This window comes from Bombella dulcis (assembly GCF_026385505.1).
GTDB classification, from domain to species: Bacteria; Pseudomonadota; Alphaproteobacteria; order Acetobacterales; family Acetobacteraceae; genus Bombella; species Bombella dulcis.
Genome location: NZ_JANIDV010000001.1, coordinates 95181 through 108771 on the forward strand (window position 1 = coordinate 95181; position 13591 = coordinate 108771).

Annotated in this window: 12 protein-coding genes; 8 read left to right on the forward strand and 4 right to left on the reverse strand. The window is 59.0% G+C overall.

Annotation, left to right across the window (positions count from 1 at the left end):
* Nucleotides 1-44 precede the first annotated feature (44 nt).
* Entirely contained in the window at nt 45-491 is a 447-nt protein-coding gene (locus tag NQF87_RS00425; RefSeq protein WP_266126464.1) for a hypothetical protein, read from the reverse strand.
* Between the two features lie 282 nt (nt 492-773).
* Between NQF87_RS00425 and NQF87_RS00430 the strand changes: the two genes are divergently transcribed.
* From NQF87_RS00430 to gltX, 4 genes are all read left to right on the forward strand, one after another.
* The gene (locus NQF87_RS00430; RefSeq protein WP_266126465.1) at nt 774-2150 is read left to right on the forward strand and encodes a class II 3-deoxy-7-phosphoheptulonate synthase; all 1377 of its coding nucleotides are present in this window, start codon (nt 774-776) and stop codon (nt 2148-2150) included.
* Between the two features lie 69 nt (nt 2151-2219).
* Nucleotides 2220-3398, forward strand: coding sequence for a beta/alpha barrel domain-containing protein (locus NQF87_RS00435; RefSeq protein ID WP_407651973.1), 1179 nt, complete (start codon nt 2220-2222; stop codon nt 3396-3398).
* A 107-nt stretch (nt 3399-3505) separates the two neighbouring features.
* Entirely contained in the window at nt 3506-3961 is a 456-nt protein-coding gene (locus tag NQF87_RS00440; protein WP_266127015.1) for a hypothetical protein, read from the forward strand.
* 13 nt (nt 3962-3974) lie between these two features.
* Nucleotides 3975-5312: a glutamate--tRNA ligase gene (gltX, locus tag NQF87_RS00445; protein WP_266126466.1), complete on the forward strand. Its 1338-nt coding sequence runs from the start codon at nt 3975-3977 to the stop codon at nt 5310-5312.
* 62 nt (nt 5313-5374) lie between these two features.
* Here gltX and NQF87_RS00450 read toward each other — a convergent pair whose 3' ends face one another.
* The 3 genes from NQF87_RS00450 to cysS all read right to left on the reverse strand — a co-directional run bounded on the left by NQF87_RS00450 (nt 5375) and on the right by cysS (nt 8613).
* Nucleotides 5375-6358 (reverse strand): ion channel, encoded by a 984-nt coding sequence (locus tag NQF87_RS00450; RefSeq protein WP_266126467.1) that lies wholly within the window; start codon nt 6356-6358, stop codon nt 5375-5377.
* Nucleotides 6359-6430: 72 nt separating this feature from the next.
* On the reverse strand, nt 6431-7216 hold the full coding sequence (locus NQF87_RS00455) for an RNA methyltransferase (protein ID WP_266126468.1): 786 nt from the start codon (nt 7214-7216) through the stop codon (nt 6431-6433).
* Between the two features lie 8 nt (nt 7217-7224).
* Nucleotides 7225-8613 carry a cysteine--tRNA ligase gene (gene cysS, locus NQF87_RS00460; protein WP_266126469.1) on the reverse strand — a complete coding sequence of 463 codons (1389 nt, stop codon included), beginning with the start codon at nt 8611-8613 and terminating at the stop codon, nt 7225-7227.
* Between the two features lie 93 nt (nt 8614-8706).
* On the opposite strand from cysS, the gene NQF87_RS00465 reads away from it, so the two are divergent.
* From NQF87_RS00465 to NQF87_RS00475, 4 genes are all read left to right on the forward strand, one after another.
* Nucleotides 8707-10104 carry an MATE family efflux transporter gene (locus NQF87_RS00465; protein WP_266126470.1) on the forward strand — a complete coding sequence of 466 codons (1398 nt, stop codon included), beginning with the start codon at nt 8707-8709 and terminating at the stop codon, nt 10102-10104.
* 256 nt (nt 10105-10360) lie between these two features.
* Nucleotides 10361-10660 (forward strand): YtcA family lipoprotein, encoded by a 300-nt coding sequence (locus tag NQF87_RS08810; protein WP_407651974.1) that lies wholly within the window; start codon nt 10361-10363, stop codon nt 10658-10660.
* A gap of 9 nt (nt 10661-10669) precedes the next feature.
* Nucleotides 10670-11725, forward strand: coding sequence for a multidrug transporter subunit MdtN (gene mdtN, locus NQF87_RS00470; protein ID WP_266126471.1), 1056 nt, complete (start codon nt 10670-10672; stop codon nt 11723-11725).
* Nucleotides 11703-13580 (forward strand): FUSC family protein, encoded by a 1878-nt coding sequence (locus NQF87_RS00475; protein ID WP_266126472.1) that lies wholly within the window; start codon nt 11703-11705, stop codon nt 13578-13580. Before mdtN ends, NQF87_RS00475 begins: the two co-directional genes overlap by 23 nt.
* Nucleotides 13581-13591 lie beyond the last annotated feature (11 nt).

The following is a 13591-nucleotide window of genomic DNA, read 5'->3' on the forward strand; positions in this document are numbered from 1 at the left end:
AGGGGGGAGCTTTTCCGGGCCGTGGCCGCTGGTGTCAGCCTGGCTCAGAAGCCGTTGCCACGGGGGGCGACCCAGCCATTGCCGGTGGCATCACCCAGCTGGCCACCCTGAATCGGGTTGGTATCCTGATAGGAACTGCCGAACTTGCCGAGATTGCTGCCCGTGACGGCATCACGGTTGGACTTCAGCTGGGCTTCGTGGTCCGGGTCCGGCCCGTTCTCGAATTCCGTGGACGGGACATCCTGATAGCCCGGCGGCGGCGGGCGGTGACCTCTGGCATGGAAATGCTCTCCGCCCTTGGTCGTGTTTCTCTGTGCCTGCTGGGCTGACTGTTTTGTCGTGGTGGTTGTGGGGCTGTCCTGATAGGGCGTGCTGAAATGGACGGTCTGTGCCACGGCATGGGGAGCCGCAGCCGGTACGAGGGAGGCAAGGCCCAGAGCTGCCGTCAGTGCTGTCAGACGCTTGAGGGATGAAGAAAAGCGCGAAGCCATGTGTGATAATTCCTGCATAGATTAGGGATGCTTCATTCCCTTCATATACCCTTTTACAGGGCGAGAAGATCAAGTTTTTTCAGTGAGAAAGATGGCGGGAGGGGCAGGCCGTTCCGGCAGTGGGGCATGGCGCAACGCGGGACGGGCTGAATAATTTGTGGCCTGCCCTACCATTCGGGCGGTATTTCGGTCATAAAATTGGTTACTGATTTTACAGATACGGCGATCCCGGGGCGGTCCTGAAAAAGACAGGGCTGCGCCCGCTGTCGCAGGGAGAACAAGATGCAGCAGTCAGACAGGCATGATACAGCCTCGTGGTCCCCAGCCAGCTGGCGTGCGCACCCGATCCGTCAAGCTCCGAGCTATGAGGATGGTGCGGCACTGGCCGCCGTGGAGGAACGCCTGCATCGCTATCCGCCGCTCGTTTTCGGTGGGGAAGCCCGCCGCCTGAAGGAACGGCTGGCGGCGGCATCCCGGGGGGAGACGTTCGTCCTTCAGGGTGGCCCCTGTGCCGAAAGCTTCGGGGAATTCACCGGGGACATCATCCGGGACACGTTCCGTGTCCTGCTGCAGATGGCTGCCATCCTGACCTTCTCCGCCAAGGTGCCGGTCGTGAAGATCGGGCGCATGGCCGGGCAGTATGCCAAGCCCCGCTCGTCTGATGTCGAGATACGGGATGGGGTGGAACTACCCTGCTATCGTGGTGACAATGTCAACAGCCTGGAATTCACGGCAGAGGCCCGCAGGCCGGACCCGGCCCGCATGGAGATGGGCTATTTTCAGGCTGCCGGTGTGCTGAACCTGCTGCGTGCCTATTCACGGGGCGGTTTTGCCAATCTGCATGAGGTCCATCGCTGGAACCTGGATTACGTCCGCAACTCGCCGCAGGGTGAACGGTATGAGCAGCTGGCCTCCCGGGTGGAGGACACGCTGGCTTTCATGAAGGCCTGTGGTCTGGAAGACAATGCGCCGCAATATGATGAGGTCGAGTTCTATACCTCTCATGAAGCCCTGCTCCTGCCCTATGAGCAGGCCCTGACCCGTGTGGATGAGGCGACCGGCCAGCATTACGGCCTGTCCGCCCATTTCCTCTGGATTGGTGACCGTACCCGCCAGCCGGAGGGTGCGCATGTGGAGTTCCTGCGTGGGGTGGCCAACCCCATCGGCATCAAGGTCGGGCCGACCACGACCATTGAGGACCTCCAGAAGCTGCTGGAAATTCTCAATCCGCAGGATGAGGCCGGGCGCATCACCCTGATTTCCCGCATGGGCCACAGCAGGGTGCGTGACCTCCTGCCGCCGCTGCTGGATGCCGTACGGAAGACGGGCCGGACCGTGACGTGGATCTGCGACCCCATGCATGGCAACACCACGACCTCATCCAACAAATACAAGACCCGTGCGTTTGAGCATGTTCTGGATGAAATCATGGGTTTCCTTGAGGTGTTCGAGCAGGCCGGGGTGATTCCGGGGGGTATCCATCTGGAAATGACGGGCAGTGACGTGACGGAATGTACGGGTGGCCCCCGCTGCCTGACGGATGCCGACCTGCCGACCCGTTACACGACCTTCTGTGATCCCCGGCTGAATGCTGAACAGTCTCTTGAGATCGCTTTCCAGCTTTCGGACAGGCTGAAGCGCATTTTTGAGAAACGCTGAAAGACAGCTGAGAGACACCGGCCCCCAGGGAGCCGCCGCATCAGCCCGGCCCTGCCGGAGGAGGACAGTATGACCCGTTGGAATGAAGCCATCGAGCAGGCCCGTACGCCGCAGGAGGCTCTGGATACGGCCCGGATCGAGGGGCGGACGGATGCCTATTTCCTGCGGATGCGGGATATTGTCAGCCAGTTTGGTGACTGTCAGGTGACCTATGCCGTGTTCGTGCGCCGCCCTGTCGTGGCGGCGTATGGGCTGGCCCTGCAATGGGTGCAGAATGTCGCCCGTCATCAGGGGTTCTCCGTCGAGATCACGGAGGTACACCCTGAAGGAACATGGGTTGGAGCCGGTGATCCGCTTTTCTATCTGACGGGGTCTCTGGTTGCTCTGGCTCCGCTGGAGACATTACTGCTCCAGAAGACAGGGGCTGCCTGCGTGGCAGCGCATAATGCCTATCAGATGGTCCTTGCCCTGCCGGAAGTGCCGTTTCTGGCGATGGATGCCCGCCATTGTGCCGGTGGCGAGATGCAGGAGCTGATGGCCTACGCTGCTGCCGTGGGGTCACGGGCTGCGCAGAAGGAAGGAGCCGTCGGGTTCATCGGCAATGCGAACCATGCCACGGCTGGTTTCTTCGGGCAGGAGCGGGGGATGGGGACCATGCCCCATGCGTTCATCGGTTATGCAGGCTCTACCCTGCGGGCGGCGGAAATGTATGTGGAACGCTTCCCGGATGAACCCTTGACCGTTCTGGTGGATTATTTCGGGCGGGAAGTGACGGACATGCTGGAAGTCTGCCGCCGTTTTCCGGATCGGGCAGCAGCGGGTGAACTGAGCGTGCGGCTGGACACGCATGGCGGCCGTTTTCTCGAGGGGCTGGACCCGCAGCGTTCCTATGAGGTGCTGGAGCGAAACACGCCGGGCACCATCCGCCGGTATCGGTCGGAAAAAGAGCTGCGTTATCTGGTAGGGACGGGCGTTTCCGCCGCCGCCATCTGGCGGATGCGGGAGGCACTGGATGAGGCAGGGTTCCCGAAGGTGAAGATTGTCGTGTCGTCCGGCTTTGGCATTTCCAAATGCATGGCCATGCATGATGCCTCCGCTCCGATCGACATTGTGGGAACAGGCTCATTCCTGCCGGACCGCTGGTCGGAGACCTACGCCACGGCGGACATCGTGTCCTATGATGGGGAGCCACGGGTGAAGATCGGGCGTGAATTCCTTCTTCAGAAACTTCAGGAAAGGACCAGATGATGAATGATGAAGACAGAGAGGCCAGACGGGCTTTCATCAATGGCATCCGGGGTGAAGGAAGTGACCAGAGCACTGAAGACGCCGTAAAGGCAGAGGCTGAGGCAGCCGTGAAGCAGGAGGACAGGGGCTGGGTCGTCCGTATTCTCGATCAGTCCGGTGCCAGCGAGGGCGATGATGACGTGGTGGAGGAGGTCAAGGGGTTTCTTGATCTGGCCCATGCCAATGCCTTCGCCCGTGCCTATGTGCGGGACAGCATCGAGCGGTGCCGTGTCCCCGGTGCAGCGGACCGGGACGTGCTGCAGAGCTGGTTTGCCTTCGGTGAAAATGCCGAGGTCGTGGATGCGGGCGAAGAAGGCTGGAAATCGAGCACGGAACTGGATGATTTTGTTTCCAGCCCGGCCACGCCGATGGAACGGGACTGGCGGGCACTGGACCCCCGCCGTCTCGTCAGTGATGACGAGCTGGCCGGTCCGCCTGACGGGGATGGTCAGGATGAAGATGACGACGATGCCTTCGTGACGGAGATCATCCGCCGCCGTCAGCAGACTCCCGGGAAAGAATGAGAACAGATACGGTATGAAAGTACGTTTTGCGCCTTCACCAACGGGGCATCTTCATGTTGGTAATGCCCGTCTTGCGGTGGCGAACTGGCTGTTCGCCCGGCGGCATGGGGGGCAGTTCCTGCTGCGGATGGATGATACGGATACGCAGCGTGGCAATAAGGCTTATGAAGAGGCCATCCGCCGGGACCTGACATGGCTGGGGCTGGACTGGGACGAGTATGCCCGACAGTCCGAACATCTGGCCCGTTATGAGGAGGTGATCGAGCATCTCAAGGAAACGGGGCGGCTCTATCCCTGTTTCGAGAGTGAGCTGGAGCTGAAATACAAGCGGGAGCAGCGTCTGAGGGCGGGCAAGCCCCCCCTCTATGACCGCGCCATGCTGAAAATGACGGACGAGCAGCGTGCCCGGGCAGAAGCTAACGGCAAGGTGCCTTACTGGCGTTTCAGGCTGAGTGGTGCCACACGCCGCTGGCAGGACCTCGTGATGGGTGACTGTCATGTGAAGCTGACGGCGGTTTCTGATCCCGTTCTGGTGCGGGCGGATGGCAGCATTCTCTACACGCTGGCCTCCGTGATTGATGACCTCGACATGGGCATCACGCATATCCTGCGGGGTGAGGACCATGTGACCAATACGGGCGTGCAGCTCGACATTGCGGAAGCTCTGGGCGCGAAAGAGGGTCGTTTTACCTTCGGGCATCTGCCGCTCCTTCTGGGGCAGGATGGCGGAAAGCTCTCGAAACGTCTGGGCGGGCTGGCTCTTTCCACATTACGGAATGACGGCGTCGAACCCCGTGCCCTCGTGGCCTATCTGGCCCGTCTGGGCAGTTCGGATGACCCGGAGGCAGCGTCCGGCATGGAGGCGATCGTGCAGGGCTATGACATTCGTCATGTGTCCCGTTCGGCGGCCCGATTTGATGTACCTCAGCTTCTGGGACTGAACCGTCGTGTCCTGCATGGCATGTCCTACGAGGAGATACGTCCGCAGCTTCCGGAAGGAGCCGACGAAGCCTTCTGGCTGGCCATCCGTGGCAATATTGATCTGGCCGTGGAGATTGCGCACTGGTGGTCCGTGGTGAAAGGTGACATCGTGGCTCCATCCCAGCCGGAAGAGGCTGAGTTTTTTCGTGAGGCTGCCCGCCTTCTGCCGGAAGGGCCGTGGGATGCCACTGTCTGGAAGCAGTGGACGGATGCGCTGAAACGTGAAACGGGCCGCAAGGGGAAGAAGTTGTTCCTTCCCCTGCGTCTGGCCCTGACGGGTGAAGAGTCCGGGCCGGAGCTGGCGGCCCTCCTGCCGCTCATGGGGCGGGAACGGGTGATGCAGCGTCTGAAGGATGCAGCGCAGCACTGAGAGGACGGCACTTACATGGGCAGGACCGGGTCCCGACATGGGGATGGTCCTGCCCGTGGTGTCTATTTCTGTGTTTCCGTGTCCGCTTTAAGCTCGATCGGTTCTTCGTCCTTGACGGGCAGGGGGTCGGTCGAGGTCGTGTGGAACAGGCTGAAATCCACTTCAAGTTTCCCCTGATCTGACGGCTTGAGCAGGCTGACAAAACGTGCCCCGAAGAGCAGGTCTTCAGCCTTGTAGGCATGCTGGGCGAAGACATCCTGCGCTGAGACAGGATCGGTTGCTGTCAGGACCAGGAAGATGGTGGCCTGCTGAGCTTCGAGGGCCGCTGCATCCAGCCCGTAAAGGGGGCTGCTTTCCAGAATATGGTGCGCAAAGGATAGGCTGACGGGGAAAATGGGGACGTGGTTGAAAGAGAGGGGCAGGATGTCCAGTTGGAGCGTGCTGTTGCCGTTGTCGTCCTTTTTGGTCCGGGCGAGGATGGCTTCTATGCTGGCATTCATGAGCGGGGTGTTGCGCAGGTTCCCCAGCCGGAAATTGAGCCGCAGATGGTCACCATCCTGAAAGATCGTCGCCACGTTGCTGAACAGGACCTGCGCCTGCGGCCGTGCAAAACGGGCAAACACGATGCCCGTGACGATGGCGGTGAAAATGACGCCGGACAGCATCTCTGTTGAGGCAATGGCGTTGGAGAGATAGCCCTGCGGGTAGATGAACCCATAACCTACGGTGGACAGTGTTTGGGCACTGAAGAAGAAGTCCCCCCAGAACTGGCCTGTTTTCACGTTGCTCAGGCCATCGGACACCAGATAATAGGCTAGGCTGTATAGTATGTTGAGCAGCAGATAGAAGCCCGTCACCGTGGCAAAAAAGGCCGTCCATCCCATCGTTAGGCAATTGTGGTACAGGTCTCCCAGCAGGCGGACCTGTGTCTTCTTGCGGGAGATGATGTTGACGGTATTGTCCTGGGACAGGATGCTGGTTTTCCGTGGCGCATGCTGCTGTGGCAGGACATGGTTCAGGAGGGAATCAGGAAGTTTCAGATGCATGGGGACTCGGCAGGAAGAAGAGGGAAGAAAGGCTGATGATGCCCGCAGGCTGTGACCGTTCCGGGGCAGTCATCATTCTTTTGTATGGCGTATCTTCCGTGCCCGGGAAAGTTCGCTGACGACACCATGCAGGGTCCGCAATTCCTGTTCCGTGACTTCACCACGGGTGAACAGGTGGCGCAGATTGCGGATCATGCCCGGGCGTTTCTGCTCATGATGCAGAAAGCCACATTCATCGAGGTCCCGCAGCAGGTGGGTCATGAAGTTTTCGACTTCGCCCTTGGTTGCCACATGCGTCTCATTGGTCATGAGATACTGCTCCGGCACGGTATCTTCGGTCAGATACCACTCATAGGCCATGACCAGCACGGCCTGTGCCAGATTGAGCGACATGAAGCGGGGATTCAGCGGGTAGCGGATGAGCGTGTCGGCCCGGGCCATGTCTTCATTGTCCAGCCCTGCCCGTTCCGGGCCGAAGAGGATGCCGCTTTTCAGCTGGCGGCTGCTGGTGGCCCGTAATTCTGCCGCAGCACCACGGGCCGTCATGACCGGCTTGATGACATGGCGGGGGCGGGGGCAGGTGGCGAAGACACGGTGCAGGTCGGCAATGGCATCATCGACCGTCTCAAAGACCGTGGCTTCCTCGAGGATGCGGTCTGCCCCGGAGGAGGCATACCAGGCACGGGGCTGTGGCCATCCATCCCGTGGGGCGACGAGGCGGAGATGGAACAGCCCGCCATTGGCCATGGCCCGTGCCGTGGTGCCGATATTTTCGGCCAGCTGGGGGCGGACAAGAATGACGACGGGGTCAAAGGGAGCGGGCGGGGCCAGATCGGCTCCGCCATTACGGCCTGTCATGGGGTCTGTCATCCTTTCCGCCAGGTTGTTCCGGCCGGACCATCTTCCAGCAGGATGCCCTTTTCGGCCAGATCATTGCGTATCTGGTCTGCCAGGGCAAAATCACGGGCCTTGCGGGCCGCCAGACGCTGCTCGATCAGGGATTCAATGGCGGCAGGATCAAGCTCCGTCCCGCCCTGGAACCACTCAGCCGGACTCATGGTGAAGAGGCCCAGAAGCTGTCCTCCTTCCAGGAGCAGGTCTGCGGCATCCTGCTGACCGTCCAGAGCCTCATCAGCATGACGGTGCAGGACGCTGAGAGCCAGTGGCGTATTGAGGTCGTCACAGAGGGCGTTCAGCACGTCCGCCGGAATGGTTTTCGTTTCGGCGGGTGGGGTCTTTTCCAGTGCCCGATAGAAGCGGTCCATGATGCGGCGGGCTTCGTCCAGCTTCTCCCACGTGAAATCCAGAGTGGAGCGGTAATGCGACCCGAGGAAGAGCAGGCGCAGGCCTTCCGCCGGGGTGTGTTCCAGCACTTCATGGATGGTGTGGAAATTGCCCAGTGACTTGGACATTTTCTCTCCACCGGAAAGCAGCATCCCGGTATGGACCCAGTGACGGGCAAAATGGCCGTGCGGGTAGCAGCAGAGGGACTGTGCCCGTTCATTCTCATGATGTGGGAAGAGCAGGTCATTTCCGCCACCGTGAATGTCGAAACTCTCCCCCAGATAACGCTCGGCCATGGCGGAACATTCAATGTGCCAGCCGGGGCGGCCACGGCCATAGGGGCTGTCCCAGCCCGGTTCATCCCCGCTGGAGGGTTTCCAGAGGACGAAATCGCCGGGGCTGCGCTTGTAGTCGGCCACATCCACACGGGCACCGGCCAGCATGTCCTCCAGCGAGCGGCCGGACAGGGCACCATAGCCGGGGAATGACGTGACATCGAAAAGGACATGCCCGTCAGCTTCGTAAGCATGGCCCTGTGCGATGAGACGGCCGATCATCTCCAGCATGGCGGGAATGTGCTGCGTGGCCCGGGGTTCAATGGTGGGGGGCAGGATGTTCAGCGCAGCGAGGTCGTCGTGGAAGTCCCGTGTGGTGCGTTCCGTCAGGCTGGTGATTTCTTCACCATTTTCCCGTGCCCGCTGGATGATCTTGTCATCAATGTCGGTGATGTTGCGGACATAGGTGACTTGCGGATAGAGCGCACGGAGCAGACGGACCAGCACGTCCGCGCTCAGCATGGAACGCAGATTGCCGAGATGGACCCTGTCATAGACGGTCGGTCCGCAGAAATAGAGGCGGACATTGGCGGCGTCATCGGGGGTGAAGGGGACAGTCGTGCGCTGATGGCTGTTGTGAAGTCTCAGGCCGGGCTGGGCGGGGGGAATGTCTGTGTTGCTCTGCTGCGTGCTCATGTCCTGTTCAATGCGACAGAGATGCGTCTGGTGCAACAGGGAATTCAGTCTTTAAGACTTGCACTCTGCGTTATATGCGATAGAGACAGACGCATGTCCACATTACGAATGAAACATGCCGCCCCTGTCGTGGGGATGTCCACTCACATCCGTACCCTGATTCAGGTTGGTCTGCCTCTTGCGCTGTCCCAGCTTTCGGAGATGGCCATGGGGGTGACGGACACGGTCCTGCTGGGCAGTCTTGGCGTGGATGCCGTTGCCATAGGGGGGATTTCCAACAATTTCTTCTTTACGACCATGATCTCCTTTCAGGCGGTGCTGGGTGGAGTCGGCGTGCTGCTCTCCCATTCCCGTGGAGGGGTGGAGCATGGGCATGAGGGCGGGCATGACCGGCGCAGCATCATCAGTGCAGGCGTTGTCCTGTCCCTTCTGGCTTTCGTGCCCTGTCTGATCCTTCTGCTCTGTTCAGGGCGCATCTTCGGCCTGATGGGGGAGCCGGTCATGGTGATCGGGCAGGGCGGGCAGTTCATCAATGTGCTGCTCTATGCCCTGCTGCCTAATCTGGTGTTTCTGGGGCTGTGCCGTGTGGCCCTGCCCTCTCTGGGAGCGGAATCCCTGCTGCTCTGGACGATGCCGGCCATGGCCCTGTGCAACGGGGTACTCAATGCGGCCCTGATTCATGGCTGGTTCGGTCTGCCAGCTTATGGGCTGTTCGGGTCCGCCCATGCCACGATGCTGACGGGGTGGGCCATGAGCTTTGTCCTGCTGCTGCTCTGCCTTCTGCGGCCCGGCCTGAGGGAGCTGCTGAAGCCCGTGAGAGTGCACTGGCCGCTCATCAGGGAACTTCTGGTACTGGGCCTGCCCATGATGATCACGGCGGCGGCGGAGCTTCTGCTGTTCCAGATCACCACGCTCAATGCGGGGCGGCTGGGTACACGCAGTCTGGCCGCCCATCAGGTTGCCCTGAACACGGTCTCCCTGTTTTTCATGGTCTGTCTGGCCATCGGGCAGGCGGCGAACGTGCGGGTGGCTTACTGGCGGGGGGCCAAACGGCAGGATGAGGCGTGTCGGGCCTCAAGCGGTGCCCTGCTGCTGGTGTTGGCATGGACTGTTCTGACAGGGCTCGTGCTGATGTTGCGGCCGGACCGGATAGCCAGCCTTTATTATACTGATACCCCGTCGGATGTCGGAACCTTTGGCATGACTGTTCTGCTGCTGAAGATCGCCGGTATTTTCCAGATTGTGGATGGGGTTCAGGCTGTCTGCAATGGGGCGTTAAGGGGCTGTGGTGATACGTTTGTTCCTATGATGATCAGTATCATCAGTTATGGTGTTGTCGGTATTGGTCTGGGATATTGGCTTGCTTTTCATCGGGGGTATGGGGTGGAAGGGTTGTGGATCGGATTGGCCGCTGGGCTGGGCGTAACGGCTTTTGCGCTTGGGGCGCGGCTCTATCTACTGCTTTATCGCCGGGCAGGCAGGGGGCCTTAAAAAGGTCACGTATGATGACTATCTGCCGGGTCCGGCGATCTGGAGGCTTGCGTGTATGCAGTAAGGAAGGTTCCTGATGCTTTCAATTCATTTGAAGAATAGAACGTGATTTCGTATGGTCAGGTATTCCAACTCATTAAAATACATATATGATCCAGTTGTTCAGATGTCTTGCCGTGGCAGCATCGCCCTCGTGTCGTGCGGGAACGTGCTCCGTGGGGTCATATATTTCCCAGTAGCTGGAACAGGAGCATGCATGAAGTTACTTAGGGCGATCTCTCTCCGGGGTGGTGGGACACCGTGGTGGATCGTATTTCTGCTTTTTGGCCCCTCAGAATGTTGGGCTAGTATTGGAGCGCCGAGCTTTCCTTTAGCTGGGGCCTATTTTCCAGCTTGGCTTATATGCCTGTTCATAGGTGGGGTCAGTGCCGCCCTGTTGAGGCTGGTATTCATGGTCCTGCATGTTGATGGTTTGCTGCGTTACCATCTGGTGACCTATCTCTCCATGGGCACGATGCTCGGGCTGTTCGCTTGGATTCTTCTCTACGGGCAATAAGGCTGTTTCATGAAAAAAGTACGGATTAAAGGTCGCTTCCCGTTGGGGAGTGTGATTGCGATGGCCACTCTGGTGTCTGCCTTCCTGGGCGTCCTTTATGTGGATCACCAGTCAGGCCAGCATCCCAATAGTGATAGCGCGGTCATCTATACGGAGAGTGTGCATGTCGCTGCTCTTGTCGGCGGGCGGTTGCAGACTCTGGCCGTCAAGGAGAACCAGGTCGTACATAAGGGTGATCTGCTCTATCAGATCGACCCGGAACCTTATGAAATTGCCCTGCACAGGGCTGAGGCCAGCCAGACGCAGGCCCAGGCTGACCTGAATGATGCCCGCCGTGCGCTGGCTGTCCGCATAGCCAATGCGGCTACGAACGAGCGCAAGAGGCATCAGGCGGAAGATGAGAAGGACCTGGCATGGCGCACGGTGACCCGTCTCAAGCCTCTGGCCGAGCAGCATTATGTGTCATGGCAGGTCTATGACCAGGCCGTGACGAAGTTCAACTCCGCCGTCGATGCGTTGGCCGAAGCGCAGCACGCACAGCAGGCCAGTCAGGTTGCCGTCGGTGACGTGAAACATGCCGAGGCGGTCCTTCAGGAAGCTTCCGTGGCGGTTGAACATGCTCGCTACGAGCTGCGCCAGACACGTGTCACGGCCAACATAGCCGGTTACGTGACCAGCCTGAGCGTGAAGGAAGGCGAGGTTCTGGGGGCCAATCAGGAGCTGTTCACGCTCGTCGCCAAGGATGAGTGGTATGCGCTGGCCCCGATCCGGGAAATCAACCTGGCTGCGGTCCGTCCGGGAACCTGCGCCACGGTCTATTCCATGATCGACCGCAGCCATCCCATTCATGGTGTCGTGGAGAGTGTGGGCCGGGGTGTGCTGACCGATTACATGAAGGAAAATCCCCGTGGTGTGCCTTATGTCGAGCGGCAGATGGACTGGGTGCATATCGCCCAGCGTTTCCCCGTGCGTATCAAGGTTGATAACGATGCGCCTGAGCATCTTCTGAGACTGGGGGCAACGGCCAACGTGGAAATTCTCCATGGTGCGGCCTGTCATGCTTAAACCCTATTATGATGCCTTCATGCGTCTATGGTGGTTGGCCGTGAGGCCAACCCGTGGGCGCACGGCACTCGCTTTGCGGACGGCCATCGTATGTATGGTGCTTGTCATCATTGGCGAGATATGGCAGCTGCCCATGCTGACCCTGCTTACGTTGACGCTAGGTGCGTTGTGGCAGGGGAACAGGGTGGCGAACATGAAAATTTCCATCATGTACGTCATCTTTTTCTCGGGGGTGGTAGCTGTTCTCTATGTGGGTGTTGCCACAACGATCAATAATTTTTTGGCAACACTCATTTTCAATCTCATACTCAGTTTTATTTTCTTCTATCTCAGCACGACAAGTATCCTTGGTATGATTAGTGTCATTGGCGGGCTGATTTTGTCCTACATGCTGGTGGCACTGGATAGTGTGCAGAGTGGCGACAGTATCGCCCGCCTCATTCTTTCTGCATGGCGTGTGTTCCTTATTATTGGGGGAATGCTTGCTTTTGTGGGGAGTTGTTTTTCACCATCGCCAGAGCATGTCCTTACGGATCAGATTATCGAGCGACTGCGTCTGTCGGCAAAATGTCTGGGACGTCGTGGAGAAGGGCGTGCCATTCCTCAGGCGTGGCAGGATGCTGTCATGGATACTGTTGGAGAAGGTGTAAGTGGCATGTTCGGCATGCTGGGTGCTGCCGCCATGGAACAGCGCTGGAGTGCAGAAGACCTTTCCTATTTGCGTCGGGCTGCCTTGAACAGTTTTGGTGTGTTACAGTTTGTTGAGCGCTGCCTGAAGCCAAATGCACCTATTTCTGAGGAAGATAGTGCTTATCTGGCTCAGAGGCTGAGAGAAGTGGCTGACTGCTTCGAAGAAAATAGTCGACCGACTGAGATGGGGACCTTTCAGGTCTGTTCAGGAGAAGTTGCGCAGGAGATGGAGCGCCTTCTGAACAGGATGGACCAGCCTCTGACAGCCGAGGAGGCTCAGCTTCCTTCTGGTCCGCTCAGTGGTGTAGCACCAAAGAAGAAGCCGGCCTTCTTCCTGCCCGGTGCCTTCACGGACCCGGAGCATGTCCGTTTTGCCGTTAAGGGCACGGTATCTGTCTGTATCGCTATCATTACGTACAAGATGCTGAACTGGCCGGGCGTGCATACATGCATCATTACCTGCTTCATCGTCTCCTTGCCGACGATGGGGGCCGTGCTGGACAAGCAGCGTCTACGTATTGTCGGTGCTCTGATGGGCTGCTGCATGGCTATGGGAACTATCATATGGCTCATGCCGCATATGACGGACGTGGCAGAGATCATGCTTGTTATAGGGGTGGTCATTTTCATTGGGGCATGGGTAAAGGCTGGCGATCAACGTATTTCTTACCTTGGGTTGCAGATTATCGTGACCTTTACATTGTCCGATCTGGCCAAGTATGCCCCGACGACAGACCTGACAGTGCCGCGTGACCGTATCATCGGTATTCTGATCGGTCTGGCCATTACCTACGTCGTGCATACCCTGTTTTGGCCGCATAGTGCGATGGGCGGGGTCATGCAGAAACTCAAGGCTCTTGATGGTATGCTGGCGCAGGATGTTACGGGCTGGAATCATGATCAGCGCCTGCTTCAGGCAGCACGGGTGCAGGAAACAGCCAGTGGAGCCATGAGCCAGCTGCGTCAGGCCATGATTGAACCAGTCTCCATGCGTCCGACTCAGCACAGGATGCGGCAGTACGTGCTGTTCCTGCGTCGGGCCGCTGCGAATGCGGGGAGCCTGTTCGGAGACGTAGCGGAAAGCCATCAGAAAAAGGTGATTCGATTGGGACAAATTCTGAAGGGTGAAGAGATGGCCTCCCTCAAAGAAGGGGGAAGTTTCTGATGAATGTCCTG